This window comes from Streptomyces sp. Ru72 (assembly GCF_002920635.1).
Classification (GTDB): Bacteria; Actinomycetota; Actinomycetes; order Streptomycetales; family Streptomycetaceae; genus Streptomyces.
This window is the reverse complement of sequence record NZ_PQSR01000064.1, coordinates 1-15312: the sequence shown is the minus strand read 5'-3', so window position 1 is coordinate 15312 and position 15312 is coordinate 1. Positions and strand designations below refer to the sequence as shown.

Here is a 15312-nt window from a genome sequence, read left to right as displayed (position 1 = left end):
AGGGGGACCAAAAGCGGGCGAAAGCCAGCAAAAACACACACGCATCTGTGCGTGCGGGGGGAATGACTCATGACGTCGACGCCGACGGGCGCCCGGCAGGACTTCGATCCGTCAGAGACGACCCGGCTCAGGGTGGTGTCGCACCGAACGGGCCACACCGGCACCATCCACCGGATCAAACGGACGCTGCCCAGATACGACTACGAGCACTACAGCCGGCTGGCGGGTCCGCTCACCGAACCGGACCCGACCAAGCCGTACAAGGTCCAGTACCGCTCACTGCTCTCCCAGGAACCGCACCGCGTCCGCGCCGCCCTCATGCTGGGCGCGGCGCCGCTGCTGTCGCTGATCCTGCTCGCCTGGCTGCTGCAGCCCGAACACTGGACCGAACGCGACTATCCCGCCTACGACTTCCTGCCGGCCCTCGACATCGTGATGCTTGTCGCGATCGGCCTGATCGAGTTCTTCCGGTGCATGAACGTACTGTCGAACGCGCATGCCACCCTGGTCGCCCGCGACCCGGTCCCGGTGGTGCCCGAGACCGGCAGCAGAGTCGCTTTCATCACCACCTACGTGCCCGGCAAGGAACCGCTGTCGATGGTGACGAAGACCCTGGAGGCCGCCGTCCGGCTGCGCCACCGGGGCGTTCTGCATGTCTGGCTCCTCGACGAGGGCGACGACCCCGAGGTGAAGCGGGTCTGCGAGCGTCTGGGCGTGCACCACTTCACCCGCAAGGGCGTCGAGAAGTGGAACCGGCCCACGGGACCGCACCGGGCGAAGACCAAGCACGGCAACTACAACGCCTGGCTGGAGGCGCACGGCGACGACTACGACTACTTCGCCTCCGTCGACACCGACCACGTGCCGCTGCCCAACTACCTCGAGCGGATGCTCGGTTACTTCCGCGACCCGGACGTGGGCTTCGTCATCGGCCCGCAGGTGTACGGCAACTACGACACCTTCGTCACCAAGGCCGCCGAGTCGCAGCAGTTCCTCTTCCACGCGCTGATCCAGCGCGCCGGCAACCGCTACGGCGCGCCCATGTTCGTCGGCACCTCCAACGCCGTGCGGATCAGCGCCCTGAAGCAGATCGGCGGTCTGTACGACTCGATCACCGAGGACATGGCGACCGGGTTCGAGATGCACCGCCACCGGAACCCGGCCACCGGAAAGAAGTGGAAGTCGGTCTACACCCCGGACGTGCTCGCGGTCGGCGAGGGCCCGGCCGCCTGGACGGACTTCTTCACCCAGCAGCTGCGCTGGTCGCGGGGCACCTACGAGACGATCCTCAAGCAGTACTGGAAGGGATTCTTCTCACTGCCGCCCGGCAAGCTCTTCAACTACACCATGATGATCATCTTCTACCCGATGTCGGCCCTCAACTGGATCCTCGCGGCGCTGAGTTGCGCCCTGTTCCTGGGCCTGGGCGCCTCGGGTGTGAACATCGACCCGACGGTGTGGCTGATGCTGTACGGCAACGCGTCGGCCCTCCAGATCGGCCTGTACATCTGGAACCGCCGGCACAACGTCTCCCCGCACGAGCCGGAGGGCTCCGGCGGTGTGGCGGGCATGGTGATGTCGGCGCTGTCCGCGCCGGTCTACGCCCGCTCGCTCATGGACGCGGTACTGCGCCGCAAGAGCAGGTTCGTGGTGACCCCCAAGGGCGATTCGGCCAGCCCGGACACGTTGTTCGGGACGTTCCGGATCCACCTGTTCTTCATCCTGGTCTTCGGCGGCTCGATCGCCGCCGGTCTCCTCCTCGGCCACTCCCACCCCGCGATGATCACCTGGGCCTCGCTCGCCCTGCTGATCACGGCCTCACCGATCGTCGCCTGGCGCTGGACCCTGCGGCAGGCGAAGAGGAAGCCGGCCGCGGCGGACGAGCCGCAGGACACCGCGGTGATCCCGCACCAGCCCACCGGGACGCACACACCGGGGCAGCGGTCCGCCTTGGCCGGACATGACGACCAGACCATGCAGATCGCTCTTGGGGGACGCAAGAAATGAATGACCAGGCCGGCCGCCGTCGCGCTCGACGGCTCGCGCTCGGCACGGCGGTGGTCCTCGCGCTGGGCGGAATGAACGGCCCGTGGCTGTACCGCTTCGGCACGGCGCAGTACCACGACTACGTCATCAACAAGCCCGAGTACAAGGCGGAGAACGGTCACTGGCAGATCGTCGAGTTCCCCAAGGAGTACCGCCAGGACACCATTCACGCGGTGCTGCTGCACACCGGCAAGGTGCTGATGATCGCCGGGTCGGGCAACAACCAGGAGAACTTCGACAGGAAGCAGTTCGACACCCGGATCTGGGACCCGGTCAAGGGCACCGTCAAGAAGGTGCCGACGCCGAACGACCTGTTCTGCACGGGCCACACCCAGCTCGCGGACGGCAAGATCCTGATCGCGGGTGGCACCAAGCGGTACGAGAAACTGAAGGGCGACGTCACCAAGGCCGGCGGCCTGATGATCGTCCACAACGAGAACCCGGACAAGCCGATCACCCTGCCGGCGGGCACCGGTTTCAAGGGCAGGGAGAACGGCAAGACGTTCGTGTCCAAGGACCCGGTGCTCGTACCGCGCGCGACGAAGGTGTTCGACAAGAAGACCGGGAGGTTCCTGCGCAACGACCCCGGTCTCGGCCGTATCTACGTGGAGGCGGTCAGGAGCGGGGCGAAGTACGAGACCGGCACCCAGGACAACTATCGCATCCAGGGCCTGACCGGCGTCGACGCCCGCAACACCTACGGCATCGCGCAGAAGCTCGCCCTCGACAAGAAGGACTTCCAGGGGATCCGGGACGCCTACGAGTTCGACCCGGTCGCGGAGAAGTACATCAAGGTCGATCCGATGAACGAGGCCCGCTGGTACCCGACGCTCACCACGCTGAGCGACGGGAAGATCCTCAGTGTCTCCGGCCTCGACGACATCGGGCAGCTGGTCCCCGGCAAGAATGAGGTCTTCGACCCGAAGACGAAGAAGTGGGCGTACACACCGAAGATCCGTCAGTTCCCCACCTATCCCGCGCTGTTCCTGATGCAGAACGGCAAGATCTTCTACTCGGGCTCGAACGCGGGCTACGGACCGGACGACGTGGGCCGCGACCCCGGCATCTGGGACGTCGGCACCAACGAGTTCACCAAGCTGCCCGGGCTCGGCGACCCGAACATGATGGAGACGTCCGGCACGGTGCTGCTGCCGCCCGCGCAGGACGAGAAGTACCTGGTGATCGGCGGCGGCGGGGTCGGCGAGTCCAAGCTGTCCAGCAGGAAGACCCGGCTGATCGACCTGAAGGACAAGAACCCGAGGTTCGTCGACGGGCCGTCGCTGGAGAAGGGAACCCGCTACCCGCAGTCCTCGGTCCTGCCCGACGACACGGTGCTCGTCTCGGGCGGCTCGGAGGACTACCGCGGCCGCAGCGACTCCGACATCCTCCAGGCGCGGATCTACCACCCGGACAGCAACACCTTCAAGCGGGTCGCCGACCCGCTGGTGGGCCGCAACTACCACTCGGGATCGATCCTGCTGCCCGACGGGCGGGTGATGTTCTTCGGTTCGGACTCGCTGTACGGCGACAAGGCGAACACCAAACCGGGCACGTTCGAGCAGCGAGTCGAGATCTACACACCGCCGTACCTGTACCGGGATGCGCGGCCGTCGCTGTCGGGCGGGCCGCAGACCATCGCACCGGGCGCCTCGGGCACCTTCACCTCGCAGCACGCGTCGGCGATCCGGAAGGTGCGGCTGATCCGGCCGAGTGCGTCGACGCACGTCACCGACGTGGACCAGCGGTCGATCGCCCTCGACTTCAAGGCGGCCGGGGACAAGCTCACGGTGACCGTCCCGAAGAACCGGAACCTTGTCCTTCCGGGCTGGTACATGCTGTTCGCCGACGACGACCAGGGGACGCCGTCGGTGGCGCAGTGGGTCAAGGTGCCGTAGCTCGTACGCAGATGGGGGCGCCCTTGGCCTTTGAGGGCGCCCCCGCTGTCACACCGGACACTCCTGGCCGGCGCACCGATCGGCGCTACGTGCCGCCCGCGGCGAGCTTCAGTGCGTAGTCGGCCCACCACTGCCCGGCCTTCGGGCCGCCCTTGCAGGTGCCGTCGGACTCTCCCGGGCGCTTCACCCACAGATAGGCGTCCACCAGCGGATCCGCCGTCTTCGTCGTGGGGCGCTCGCCCAGGGCCCGGTCCGGCGGGTTGCACCAGCGCTGCTGCGGGTCGCCGTCCGTGTAGGGGCCGTTGCCGTTGCGGCTGGTGTCGACCACGAAGTGCTTGCCGCCGACCTTCGCCGACAACTGCTTGCCGTAGGCGATCGAGTCCTCCGTCGAGTAGAAGTTGGAGACGTTCACCGCGAAGCCGTCCGCCCGGTCGACGCCCGCCTGCTTCAGCGGCTGGTAGATCTCGTCCGGGTGCTGCCAGCCCGCGTTGCCCGCGTCCAGGTAGACCTGCGTGTTCCTCAGCGCCTTCAGCTTGGTGATCGCGCCCTTGAGCAGGTCGTAGCGCTCCTCGTGGAACTGGTCCGGTGTGCAGCCGTCCACCATGTGCAGGACGGCGTCCGGCTCGAGGACCACCGTCGTGCGCCGGTCCCCGATGCCCCGGGCCACGGCGTCGATCCACCCCCGGTAGGCGTTGCCGTCGGCCGCGCCGCCCTGCGAGAACTGGCCGCAGTCGCGGTGCGGGATGTTGTAGAGGACCAGGAGCGCCGTACGGTCCGCCTTCTCGGCGGCCTCGGTGAAGCCCCGCGCCTCCGCCTCAGGGTTCTCCGGGCTGATCCACTCCCCCGTGGGCTGCTCGGCGATCTTCCTTATCTGCTCCGCCTCGGCCGACCTCCCGGCCTTCTCGTACGCGGCGACCTGCCGTGCCGCGTTCCCGTCCGGGTTGACCCAGAAGGGGTCAGACGCCTTCGGCTGCTGGGTGATCCCGCCACCCGAGCCGCCCTTCCTGTCCTCGCTCCCGCCCCCGGAAGAGGAACACCCGGCCATCAGTAGCAGTAACGCGGCTCCCACCGCGGCCGCCGTGGCCACGCGTGCCCCCGCACCCCTCGTCCCGTACATCCAACTCCCCCTTGGCTGTACCGCGTTCCGCACCAATCGTGACATACCCGCCGCGTCACGGTGAGCCACTCGTGAGGTACGCCGACACGATCACGTTGGCCGAGTACGTGTCGCTCGCCTTGTCGTAGCTGCCGCCGCAGGTGATCAGCCGCAGCTCGGCCCGGCCGGGTTCGCGCTGCCCGTACGCCTGCCGGGCGTCGAAGTGGTCACGGGAGAGCACCTCGACGCTCTCGACGGTGAACTCGGCGACTCTGCCGTCGTCGCGGACCACCCGCACCGCGGCGCCCGGTCGGAGGGTGCCGATCCGGTAGAAGACGGCGGGCTTGCTCCGGGTGTCGACGTGCCCGACGAACAGCGCCGTTCCGGCGGCCCCCGGGGTCACCCCGCCCTGGTACCACGCGACCACCCCCGGCTCGTCGAACGGCGGCGGGTCGACGGCACCCCGCGCGTCCAGGCCGCGCGCCACCACCGGTGCCTGCACGCCCAGGTCGGGGATGTCGACGCGCAGCGGCAGGGCCTGCTTCAACGGCGTCGCGGCAGGCGGGAGCTGTGCCGTCGGGGGGCGTCCGACGGCCGCCATGTCGCCGGTGGTCGGCGCGGAGATCCCCGAGCGTACGTCGGTGACCTCACGGCCCCACATCCACAGCCCGAGCAGCAGGATCACCCAGGCGACGCCCATCAGCAGGCGCCCGGTACCACAGGAACGTTCATGCCCGGACATGGCTCACTCCGTGCCACGGCCCCGGCGGGCACCGCGCGCGACGACCACGACGCCGGCGACGCCCGCGAGGACCAGCCCGATCACCGCGTGCCGCAGACCGGGCACGGCGACCCGGGGGTCGTCGGAGGTGGCGCCCGCCGTGCCGCCGCCGCCCGCGTGCACCGGCGCGACCGGGGATGAGGGGAAGGACGGGGACGAGGGGGAGGAGGGAGAGGAGGGGCGGGAGAGCGGGAAGGGGGCGGACGGCGAGGTCGTGGGGGCGGGGGAGGTCGTACCGGCGGTGGACGGCGTCGCGCCGGCCGGTGCGGGCGCCGTCGGGCCGGCCACGGTGAGCGCGTCCCTGATCTCCCGGCCGTCACAGCCGACCGTCACCTGGTACCGGCCCGGCGACAGGGCCGAGCGGACCCGGGTGTCGCCGGACAGTGTGCCGTCGCCCCCGACCAGCCGTGCCGGAGCCACGAACGCGTCCGACTCCGCGGTGCCGGTCGTGCTCGTGCCGGGGCAGCCCCGTACCGTCAGCCGGACATCGCTGCCCGGCGCGGGGAACGCGGGGGTCAGGACGACACCCTGCGCGTCCGTCGCGTACGCCGCGGGCATGACGGTGCCCGCGACGACGGCACCCGCACAGAGGGTGAGTCGTAGTGAACCCATCGTGAACCTCCCGATATCAGGAGACTCCCCCGACGGGCACTCCGGCGCATCCGCACGGGACCCTCGACTACTCCGTACGAGGGGCGGGTCCTGAGCCGCACGGGCTGACGGGCACCGGCCGCCCGGCGCGTCAGACCCGGTCGACGAGGTCCGCGATCGAGTTCACGACATGGGACGGGCGGAACGGGTAGCGGTCGATGTCCTCGGGCGTGGTCAGCCCGGTGAGCACCAGGAACGTCTGCATGCCGGCCTCGATGCCGGCCAGTACGTCGGTGTCCATCCGGTCGCCGATCATCGCGCTGGTCTCGGAGTGCGCCCCGATCGTGTTCAGGCCCGTCCGCATCATCAGCGGGTTCGGCTTGCCCGCGAAGTACGGCTTCTTGCCGCTCGCCTTGGTGATCAGCGCGGCGACCGCTCCGGTGGCGGGCAGCGGGCCCTCGGTGGAGGGGCCGGTCTCGTCGGGGTTGGTGCAGATGAACCGGGCGCCGTCCTTGATCAGCCGGACGGCCCTGGTCATCGCCTCGAACGAGTAGGTGCGGGTCTCGCCGAGGACCACGTAGTCGGGCTCGTGGTCGGTCAGGATGTAGCCGATGTCGTGCAGCGCCGTGGTCAGGCCGGCCTCGCCGATGACGTACGCGGTCCCGCCGGGCCGCTGGTCGTCCAGGAACTTGGCGGTGGCCAGGGCCGAGGTCCAGATGTTGTCCACCGGCACGTCCAGACCCATGCGGCGCAGCCGGGCGTGCAGGTCGCGCGGGGTGTAGATCGAGTTGTTGGTGAGCACGAGGAAGGGCTTGCCGGACTCGCGCAGCTTCTTCAGAAAGGCGTCGGCACCGGGGATCGGAACACCTTCGTGGATGAGCACGCCGTCCATGTCGGTGAGCCATGACTCGATGGGCTTGCGCTCTGCCATGTGCGATCTCCTGCCGTACGCAAGGGGAACCGGGGACTCCGGGGACGCCGGAAGACGGTGCGCCCGGGGCCCCAGCGTAATCAGGGCCGGTCGGCCTCCTTCCCGCCGGGCACGGCGTAGCGCGCGCGGGCCCGGCGGTGCCACCGGTACAGCAGCAGAGGCAGGCCCGCGGCGAGGAGGCCGCCCGCCGTCAGGAGCAGTCCGCCGGCCATCGTGCCGAGTCCGCGCGGCGCCCGGGGGCCGGTGTCGGCGAGCGCCTCGGCGGCCGCACTGCGGCGGGGGGCGGGCGAGGAGGACGTGGGTTCCGGTTCCGTCCGGGCGCCGGCCTCGATCGTGAACCGGTAGTCGTCCGACTGACCGACCCAGTCGCCGTTGTCGCCCTGCCGCCGCACGATCGCGGCGGTCGCGACGACCTCGTCCTTCGAGGCTCCGGAGGCGAACGCGAGCCGCACCTTCACGCTGAGGGTCCGGCCCGGGGCCACGGTGAAGCCGGGGAAGCCGTCGTCGAAGGGGCCGACCAGTTCCTGCTCGTCGGTGCGTTGGAAGGCGACGGGGTGTGGGTGGTCGCCCTCGAAGAACTCCAGTTCGGCCTGGGCGGCCGTCAGTGCGCGGCGGGTGTCGACGAGGACGAGCACGGGGTGGATGTTGCCGCAGGTCTGCGCGGAGGTGTTCTTCAGGTCGATGTACCAGGTGTGCGCGGCGCCACCGGCCGCGTAGGTCCTGGGCCCGCCGCGGATGCGGGCGGTGAGGGGGAAGGTGTGCTGGTCCCGCCCGGAGCATGTGGGAGCCGGGCCGGCGGGGAACGCGGCGGCGGGTGCCTGGAGGAGGAGCATGACGGCGGCGAGGGCGCAGGGCAGGAGCAGGGCCAGGGGGACACGGAAGGCCAGTCGCGCCAGTCCGGCCCGCCAGGGCGAGCGGGGCCCGTGGGGCGAGCGGGAGAGCGGGCGGGAGTGCTCTCCGGAGCGCCGAAGCGGTCGAGAGTGTCGCATGAAGATATGACCGGACAGGCGAGGTGACCCCAGGGCGCGCCACGCCCTTCGAGCCGGAGCAGACGGCCCAAGTCCCCCCGATCAGCGCAGTGGCCGCACCTGCGGGTGGGATCCCGGGGTCATCCTTCCGTCCGCCCGAACACGCGGGCCCATCCCTCCGCCGTCCCGAGCACCCCGGCTCACCCGTCCGCCCGAGCATCCCGGCCCGTCCGTCCGCCCGAGCACCCTGGCTCACCCGTCCGCCCGAACACTGCGGCTCACCCGTCCGCCCGAGCATCCCGGCTCACCCGTCCGTCCGCCCGAGCACCCCGGCCCGTCCGTCCACCCGAGCATCTCGGCCCGTCCGTCCACCCGAGCACCCTGGCTCACCCGTCCGCCCGAGCATCCCGGCTCACCCGTCCGTCCGCCCGAACAAGGGTGCGAGCAGCAACTGGGCCGCGCCCTCCGCCACGCCGCGCGCCCCTCCGGGAGCGATGGCCACCGGTACGCCCGCGGTCGCGCCCTCGCGCAGGGCACGGGCGTCGAGGACGGCGCCCACGCCCCGGACGAAGGACTCCGGGTGCGCGGCGACGGTACGACCGCCGAGCAGGACCAGGTCGATGTCGAGCAGTCCGGCCAGGTTCGCAGCGCCCACACCGAGGACGCGTGCCGCCTCGGGCACGTCGCCGCGCGCGACGGCGGCGAGGCAGAGCGCCTCCAGGCAGCCCCGGTTCCCGCACCCGCAGGGCGGCCCGTCGAGCTGGATGACCTGGTGGCCGAACTCCCCGGCCCCGGTCCGCGCGCCCCGGTGCACGGCGCCGCCGATCACCAGCCCGGCGCCGAGCCCGGTCCCGAGGTGCAGATAGGCGAACGACGCGTCCGTCGTCTCGGCCGCCCCGCCGAGGGCGAGCCCGAGCGCGGCGGCGTTGGTGTCCTTGTCGACGACCACGGGCATCGCCAGCCGCCGGGCCAGCGCCTCCCGCAACGGGAACCCGTCCCACTCGGGGAAACCGGTGACCCGGTGCAGCACCCCGTGCCGGTGGTCGAGCGGACCGGGGAGAGCGGCCCCGAGGCCGAGCACGGCCACCTCGCCCACCAGCGCCTCGACCTCGCGGGCCGCCTCCTCCACCACGGCCTCCGCCCCGGCGCCCAGGTCCAACGGAACCCGCCGCTCCGCGACCACCGCTCCGGTGAGGTCGCACAGCACCGCCCGCAACTCGTCCCGGTCCAGATGCAGCCCCACGGCGTGGACGGCGCCCGGCACCAGCCGCAGCACCGTACGCGGCTTACCGCCCGTCGAGGCACGGCGGCCCGCCTCCGCCACGAGCCCGTCCGCCCGCAGCCTGGCGATGATCTTGCTGACGGCCTGCGGGGTCAGCCCGGTCCGTTCCGCGAGCTCCAGCCGGCTGATCCCGGACTCCCCGGCCGCCCGCAGCAGATCCAGTACCAAGGCCGTGTTGTGGCTGCGCAGGGCGAGCAGGTTCACCCCGCTCGCCACCGTCCCTCCGCCGCGCCTGCCGTCTCCGCCCGGTCCCGCGTACGTCCTGTTCACGCCCCCATTCTCCCCGGCGCTTGCACTTTGGCAACAGTGTTGCGAAAGTGGGGCGCATGACTGGCACAGCCCCTGGTACTCACACTCCCCTCCACGTGGGCCTGGTCGGCTACGGCCTGGCGGGCTCCGTCTTCCACGCCCCGCTGATCGCCGCCACCGAGGGCCTGGTCCTCGACACGGTCGTCACCTCCAGCCCGGAGCGGCAGCAGCAGGCCCGCGCCGAGTTCCCGGACGTGCGCGTCGCCGCCACCCCCGACGAGCTGTGGCCGCGCGCCGGCGAACTGGACCTGATCGTCGTCGCCTCGCCGAACAAGACGCACGTCCCGATCGCCACCGCCGCCCTCGATGCGGGCCTGCCGGTCGTGGTCGACAAGCCGGTCGCGGGCACGGCGGCCGAGGCGCGCGGGCTCGCGGCGCTGGCCGAGGAGCGGGGCCTGCTGCTCTCGGTCTTCCAGAACCGCCGCTGGGACAACGACTTCCTGACGCTGCGCAAGCTGCTGGCCGAGGGAGAGCTGGGCGATGTCTGGCGCTTCGAGTCCCGTTTCGAGCGCTGGCGCCCGAAGCCCAAGGGCGGCTGGCGGGAGTCCGGCGACCCCGCAGAGATCGGAGGTCTGCTGTACGACCTGGGCAGCCATGTCGTCGACCAGGCGCTGGTCCTCTTCGGTCCCGCCGCCGCGGTGTACGCCGAGTCGGACGTCCGCCGACCGGGCGCGGAGGCGGACGACGACACGTTCATCGCGCTCACGCACACGAGCGGCGTCCGCTCCCACCTGTACGTCTCCGCGACGGCGGCCCAGCTCGGCCCCCGCTTCCGGGTCCTGGGGTCGCGGGCCGGATACGTCAAGTACGGCCTGGACCCGCAGGAGGCGGCCCTGCGCGAGGGTCTGCGCCCCGGCCCGGAGTGGGGACAGGAGCCGGAATCCCTCTGGGGCCGCGTCGGCGCCGGAGAGTCCCCGCTGACCGGCGGCGGCAGCCCCGAGCCGACCCTGCCCGGCGACTACCCGGCGTACTACGCGGCGATCGCGAAGGCCCTGCGCGAGGGCGGCCCGAACCCGGTGACGGCCCTGGAGGCGGCCGAGGCCCTGGACGTCCTCGAGGCCGCGCGACGCTCGGCCCGCGAAGGCGTGGAGGTGACGCTGTGACCAGCGCGACTCCCCCGATCCCGGAACTCGAGGAACAGGAGCGCCGCCTGACGCTCACCCGGTTCACGTACGACGACGCCTGGCGGCTGGGCACGCTGCTGGTGGAGCTGGCACGGGACCGCCGGGCCCCGGTGGCCGTCGACATCCGCCGCGGCGGCCAGCAGCTCTTCCACGCGGCACTGCCCGGCTCGACCCCGGACAACGACGCCTGGATCGACCGCAAGCGCCGCGTGGTCGAACGCTACGGCTGCTCGTCGCTGCTGGTCGGCTCCCGCTTCCGCGCCAAGGGCACGACGTTCGAGGACTCCTCCCGCCTCGACCCGGACGTGTACGCGGCCCACGGCGGCTCCTTCCCGATCAGGGTGGAGGGCGCCGGAGTGATCGGCACGGTGACGGTGTCGGGCTTGCCACAGGTGGAGGACCACCGGTTGGTGGTCGAGGCGTTGGAGAGGCTCAAAGCCTAGGGGTCGGACAACCGAGCCAGGGGCGCGGGGCCGTGTCGATGTGCGGCCCCGCCGCGTGGGCGCGACCAGCCCCACGACGGTCCGCAGTCGACGAACCGCCGCAGTTCCCCGGCCCCCCCCAGAGGAGCGTCTAGGCGTCCTTGAACTCCTGCCGCTGCCGCCCGAGCCCCTCGATCTCCAGCTCGACCACATCCCCGGCCCGAAGGAACGGCTTCGGCTCGGGCCGCCCCAGCGCCACCCCCGCCGGCGTACCGGTGTTGATGACGTCACCGGGATACAGGGTCATGAACTGGCTGACGTACCGCACGACTTCGGCGACCGGGAAGATCTGCTCGGCCGTGGTTCCGTCCTGCTTCAGCTGCCCGTTGACCCAGAGCTTCAGGGAAAGCGTCTGCGGATCCGGCACCTCGTCCGCCGTCACGAGCCAGGGACCGAGGGGATTGAACGTCTCGCAGTTCTTCCCCTTGTCCCACGTCCCGCCGCGCTCGATCTGGAACTCGCGCTCGGAGACGTCGTGCGCGACGGCGTACCCGGCGACATGCGCCAGCGCCTCCTCCTGGGACTCCAGATAGCGGGCGGTCCGCCCGATGACGACCGCCAGCTCGACCTCCCAGTCGGTCTTGGTGGACCCGCGCGGCACGAGCACGGTGTCGTGGGGCCCGACCACCGTGTCCGCCGCCTTGAAGAAGAGCACCGGCTCGGCGGGCGGCTCGGCACCGGTCTCGCGGGCGTGGTCGTGGTAGTTCAGCCCGATGCAGACGATCTTGCCGATCCGGGCGAGCGGTGGTCCGATACGCAGCCCGGTGGGGTCCAGCGCGGGCAGCTCACCGCTGCCGGCCGCGGCGCGGATCCGACCGAGCGCCTCGTCGTCGGCGAGCAGCGGCCCGTCGATGTCCGGGACGAGACCGGACAGGTCCCGCAGGATTCCCTCGGCATCGAGCAGCGCGGGCCGCTCCGCCCCCGCCGTACCGACTCGCAGCAGCTTCATGGTCACAGTCTCCCTAGATCGCGGGCAGCCGCCGAAGGGTGCGGCCGGTGCGGCCTGGGCACAGCCATCGGAGGACTGGTCGATCCTCCAAGGTCGGCGGTCAGTCCGCAATACCCCGTTCACGGACTGGACCGCCGACAGCCGTCCGGCGCGCTCAGCGGTAGAGCACCGCCCGCTCCACCGCGCTCCACGCCGTACTGGTGACCACGTACAGCGCGGCGGCCAGCGGCACCACCGCCACGGTGACGAGGGTGAAGAAGGACAGGAACGGCATGGCCTTGGTGATCGTGCCGAGCCCGGGCACCTGCTCCTCGCCGCTCGCCTGGGCCCCGCTCTCGGCCATCGTCCGCTTCGTACGCCGGTAGTTGAAGGTGGCGACGGCCGCGACGAGTGCGAACAGCCCGAGGTAGACGAGCCCGGCCGGCCCGAGCAGCCCACCGTGGGCGAGGGCGTCGGCCCACCGGTCGCCGAGCGGGGCGGCGAACAGCGCGTGGGCCAGCAGGCCGCCCGCCTCGCCGCCGTTCGTCGTGGTCGAGAACAGGTGGTAGAGCAGGAAGAAGGCGGGCAGTTGGAGGAGGCTCGGCAGCAGACCCGACAGCGGGGAGACCTTCTCCTCCGCGTGCAGGGCGAGCACCGCCGTCCGGAACTTCTGGGGGTCCTTCGCGTGCTTCTTCTTCAACTCGGCGATCCTCGGCTGCAGCCGGGCGCGCGCCTGCTGTCCGCGCGCGGCGGCGCGGGAGAGGGGGTGCACGAGGAGTCGTACGAGCGCGGTGAACAGGACGATCGCGGCGGCCATGGCGGAGGCGTGGAACAGCGGCTGGAGCAGGTCGGCGAGATGCTCGACCAGGCGGGCGGAAACGGACATGAACGCGGACAAGGGTGAGCCCTCCGGGGTCTCGTCGTGCCGGGGTCGGGTGGGGATGGTGTCGGCATGACGACCCGCGCGGGGGCACGGACGTACGGGAGAGACGTACGGGAAGGCCGTACGGGAGAACGTACGGAAGGGCCGTACGGGAGACGTACGAGGAGGACGTGCCCTACGCGGCGGTCGCCGGGAGGGCGCGCCCCGGTGCCCGCGGTCGCGTACGGCCCGGGGCGTCCGGGTCCCGTTGCGGCAGGAACGCCGTACGGTGCTCCCGGTCCCGTATCGCCGTACGCACCCGGGTCGGCGGCACGGCGGGCACGCTGCGGGCGGCGATGAGCGCGCAGACGGCGAGGGCGGATCCGGCGGCGGCGGTCGCGGCGCAGGCGACGGCGGCGTAGAGGCTGCCGGAGTCGAGGAGCGCGACGTCGAGCAGCAGGAGCAGCAGCACGGCGGCGGGGCGCAGCTGCGCCCAGCTCCGGATCATGCGCACCCCTCCCCCAACTCGCCCGCCCTCACCGGCTTTTATACAGGCTCGGTCTGGAGCGGCTGCAACATCCTCTTCGGCTTCAGCAGCGCCCGGCTGACCGGGTCGGCCGGGTCGGGATCGAGCCCCGGTCCCGGCAGCATCTCAACGTCCTCGGCGGGCACGACGGTTCCGCAGTCGGGGCATTCACCGTACGACCCGAGTTCCTTGTCCGTGCCGCAGGTCGCGTGCCGGAAGACGCGCAGTTGCGTTTCGGAGCAGTGCTCGCGCCCCCACCGGCCCAGCGCCCGCAGGGCGGGCCACAGGGCGATGCCGCGGTCGGTGGGGACGTACTCGTCGCGCGGCGGGGAGTCCTGGTAGCGGCGCTTCTCGAGGATGCCCTCGGCGGTCAGGGTCTGGAGGCGGGCCGCGAGGACGGCGCGCGGGATCCCGAGGTGGACGAGGAAGTCGTTGTAGCGCCGTACGCCGTAGAGCGCGTCGCGCACGACGAGCAGCGTCCAGCGCTCGCCGATGATCTCCAGCGCGCGGGCGATGGAGCACTCCTGCGTCGCGTAGTCCTTGCCGAGGGCCATGAGCTCACTGTAGCGAGTTTCCGACGCATGAGTTCAGTCACCGAACCGACTTTCCGAAATATTGGTTCAATGAATGAACCGACGCTGCTAGCGTCGCCTTCCTACCAAAGGTTCAGTGACCGAACCTAGCGATCCGACCCCGCCCCGGAAGGGCAGGCCATGCCACAGCTGCAACGAACCGAACCGACCGCGGCACCCCGCACCTCCCCCGCCGTGCACGAGACCCCGCGAGCGACCGCCACCCTCGCCCTGACCAGCGCGGCCACGGCCGTGGCGCTGATGACGTACACCGCGCCGGCGGTCACGCTCCCCGCCACCGTCGCCGCCCTGCACACCCCGCTGTCCGCGCAGGCCTGGTTGCTCAACGGCACCCCGCTCGGCCTCGCCGCGCTGCTCCTGGTGGCCGGCAGCCTCGCCGACGACTACGGCCGCCGGCGGATCTTCGTGGCCGGCACGGTCGCCCTCGGCATCACCACCGTGCTCGGCGCCTTCGCGACCTCCACGTGGCTGTTCACACTGGCCCGTATCGCCCAGGGCGCGGCGAGCGCAGCGCTCCTCGCCAGCAGCCTCGGCCTGATCGTCCAGGCCTTCCCGACCGCGCGCGGCCGGCTGCACGCGACCGGGGTGTGGGGCGCGTTCGTCAGCGGTGGCATCGCGGTGGGGCCGCTGGTCGCTGGGGCGTTGCCCGGCTGGCGGCTCGCATACGGGGTGCTGGGCGCCGCGGCACTGATCGTCGCGGCCCTGTCCGCCCGGGTGCTGACCGAGTCCCGCGCACCCCGGGGCGGCCGGCCGGACCTGGCGGGCGCCCTGGTCTTCAGCCTGGCCCTCGTCTCCCTGGTGGCGGCGCTGACGCTGGGCCGGACGGCTGGCTGCGCGCACCGGTGGCACTGCTGCTGGCGGCGGCCGTGGTCCTCATCGCGGCCTTCGCCCTGATAGA

General features: G+C 71.5%; 14 protein-coding genes and 1 pseudogene. 5 read left to right on the top strand and 10 right to left on the bottom strand.

What is annotated here, in order from left to right:
* Positions 1-69 precede the first annotated feature (69 nt).
* Both C3488_RS25755 and C3488_RS25750 read left to right on the top strand, forming a co-directional pair.
* A complete protein-coding gene (locus C3488_RS25755) occupies positions 70-2007 on the top strand; it encodes a glycosyltransferase family 2 protein (RefSeq protein ID WP_103843282.1) in 1938 nt (645 codons plus the stop codon).
* On the top strand, positions 2004-3941 hold the full coding sequence (locus C3488_RS25750) for a kelch motif-containing protein (RefSeq protein WP_103843280.1): 1938 nt from the start codon (positions 2004-2006) through the stop codon (positions 3939-3941). The genes C3488_RS25755 and C3488_RS25750 overlap by 4 nt, the downstream gene beginning before the upstream one ends.
* A gap of 85 nt (positions 3942-4026) precedes the next feature.
* Here C3488_RS25750 and C3488_RS25745 read toward each other — a convergent pair whose 3' ends face one another.
* The 6 genes from C3488_RS25745 to C3488_RS25720 all read right to left on the bottom strand — a co-directional run bounded on the left by C3488_RS25745 (position 4027) and on the right by C3488_RS25720 (position 9860).
* Positions 4027-5058, bottom strand: coding sequence for a glycoside hydrolase family 6 protein (locus C3488_RS25745; RefSeq protein WP_103843279.1), 1032 nt, complete (start codon positions 5056-5058; stop codon positions 4027-4029).
* 55 nt (positions 5059-5113) lie between these two features.
* The gene (locus C3488_RS25740; protein ID WP_103843277.1) at positions 5114-5779 is read right to left on the bottom strand and encodes a class F sortase; all 666 of its coding nucleotides are present in this window, start codon (positions 5777-5779) and stop codon (positions 5114-5116) included.
* 3 nt (positions 5780-5782) lie between these two features.
* Positions 5783-6430 (bottom strand): hypothetical protein, encoded by a 648-nt coding sequence (locus C3488_RS40730; RefSeq protein WP_181139195.1) that lies wholly within the window; start codon positions 6428-6430, stop codon positions 5783-5785.
* 130 nt (positions 6431-6560) lie between these two features.
* Positions 6561-7340 (bottom strand): HAD-IIA family hydrolase, encoded by a 780-nt coding sequence (locus C3488_RS25730; RefSeq protein ID WP_103843275.1) that lies wholly within the window; start codon positions 7338-7340, stop codon positions 6561-6563.
* A gap of 80 nt (positions 7341-7420) precedes the next feature.
* On the bottom strand, positions 7421-8329 hold the full coding sequence (locus C3488_RS25725) for a hypothetical protein (protein WP_103843273.1): 909 nt from the start codon (positions 8327-8329) through the stop codon (positions 7421-7423).
* 391 nt (positions 8330-8720) lie between these two features.
* Complete coding sequence (locus C3488_RS25720) at positions 8721-9860, bottom strand: ROK family transcriptional regulator (RefSeq protein WP_181139194.1); 1140 nt, start codon at positions 9858-9860, stop codon at positions 8721-8723.
* Positions 9861-9916: 56 nt separating this feature from the next.
* Between C3488_RS25720 and C3488_RS25715 the strand changes: the two genes are divergently transcribed.
* Positions 9917-11002 (top strand): Gfo/Idh/MocA family oxidoreductase, encoded by a 1086-nt coding sequence (locus C3488_RS25715; protein ID WP_103843269.1) that lies wholly within the window; start codon positions 9917-9919, stop codon positions 11000-11002.
* Entirely contained in the window at positions 10999-11466 is a 468-nt protein-coding gene (locus C3488_RS25710; protein WP_103843267.1) for a heme-degrading domain-containing protein, read from the top strand. Before C3488_RS25715 ends, C3488_RS25710 begins: the two co-directional genes overlap by 4 nt.
* A 130-nt stretch (positions 11467-11596) precedes the next feature.
* Here C3488_RS25710 and C3488_RS25705 read toward each other — a convergent pair whose 3' ends face one another.
* From C3488_RS25705 to C3488_RS25690, 4 genes are all read right to left on the bottom strand, one after another.
* Entirely contained in the window at positions 11597-12454 is an 858-nt protein-coding gene (locus C3488_RS25705; RefSeq protein ID WP_103843265.1) for a fumarylacetoacetate hydrolase family protein, read from the bottom strand.
* Between the two features lie 154 nt (positions 12455-12608).
* Positions 12609-13319 carry a membrane protein insertase YidC gene (gene yidC / locus C3488_RS25700; protein ID WP_103843317.1) on the bottom strand — a complete coding sequence of 237 codons (711 nt, stop codon included), beginning with the start codon at positions 13317-13319 and terminating at the stop codon, positions 12609-12611.
* Positions 13320-13491: 172 nt separating this feature from the next.
* Entirely contained in the window at positions 13492-13803 is a 312-nt protein-coding gene (locus C3488_RS25695) for a DUF6412 domain-containing protein (RefSeq protein WP_103843263.1), read from the bottom strand.
* Positions 13804-13841: 38 nt separating this feature from the next.
* Positions 13842-14375 (bottom strand): helix-turn-helix domain-containing protein, encoded by a 534-nt coding sequence (locus C3488_RS25690; protein WP_103843261.1) that lies wholly within the window; start codon positions 14373-14375, stop codon positions 13842-13844.
* Between the two features lie 159 nt (positions 14376-14534).
* Between C3488_RS25690 and C3488_RS25685 the strand changes: the two are divergent.
* A pseudogene (locus C3488_RS25685) lies at positions 14535-15312 on the top strand (MFS transporter); the annotation flags it as partial.

What these genes read in the sequence shown, in the direction of transcription:
- C3488_RS25715 (WP_103843269.1), top strand. Translation starts at nt 9,917, where the DNA reads ATGACTGGCACAGCCCCTGGTACTCACACTCCCCTCCACGTGGGCCTG.
- C3488_RS25730 (WP_103843275.1), bottom strand. Translation starts at nt 7,340, where the DNA reads ATGGCAGAGCGCAAGCCCATCGAGTCATGGCTCACCGACATGGACGGC.
- yidC (WP_103843317.1), bottom strand. Translation starts at nt 13,319, where the DNA reads ATGTCCGTTTCCGCCCGCCTGGTCGAGCATCTCGCCGACCTGCTCCAG.
- C3488_RS25725 (WP_103843273.1), bottom strand. Translation starts at nt 8,329, where the DNA reads ATGCGACACTCTCGACCGCTTCGGCGCTCCGGAGAGCACTCCCGCCCG.
- C3488_RS25705 (WP_103843265.1), bottom strand. Translation starts at nt 12,454, where the DNA reads ATGAAGCTGCTGCGAGTCGGTACGGCGGGGGCGGAGCGGCCCGCGCTG.
- C3488_RS25740 (WP_103843277.1), bottom strand. Translation starts at nt 5,779, where the DNA reads ATGTCCGGGCATGAACGTTCCTGTGGTACCGGGCGCCTGCTGATGGGC.
- C3488_RS25690 (WP_103843261.1), bottom strand. Translation starts at nt 14,375, where the DNA reads ATGGCCCTCGGCAAGGACTACGCGACGCAGGAGTGCTCCATCGCCCGC.
- C3488_RS40730 (WP_181139195.1), bottom strand. Translation starts at nt 6,430, where the DNA reads ATGGGTTCACTACGACTCACCCTCTGTGCGGGTGCCGTCGTCGCGGGC.
- C3488_RS25750 (WP_103843280.1), top strand. Translation starts at nt 2,004, where the DNA reads ATGAATGACCAGGCCGGCCGCCGTCGCGCTCGACGGCTCGCGCTCGGC.
- C3488_RS25695 (WP_103843263.1), bottom strand. Translation starts at nt 13,803, where the DNA reads ATGATCCGGAGCTGGGCGCAGCTGCGCCCCGCCGCCGTGCTGCTGCTC.
- C3488_RS25755 (WP_103843282.1), top strand. Translation starts at nt 70, where the DNA reads ATGACGTCGACGCCGACGGGCGCCCGGCAGGACTTCGATCCGTCAGAG.
- C3488_RS25745 (WP_103843279.1), bottom strand. Translation starts at nt 5,058, where the DNA reads ATGTACGGGACGAGGGGTGCGGGGGCACGCGTGGCCACGGCGGCCGCG.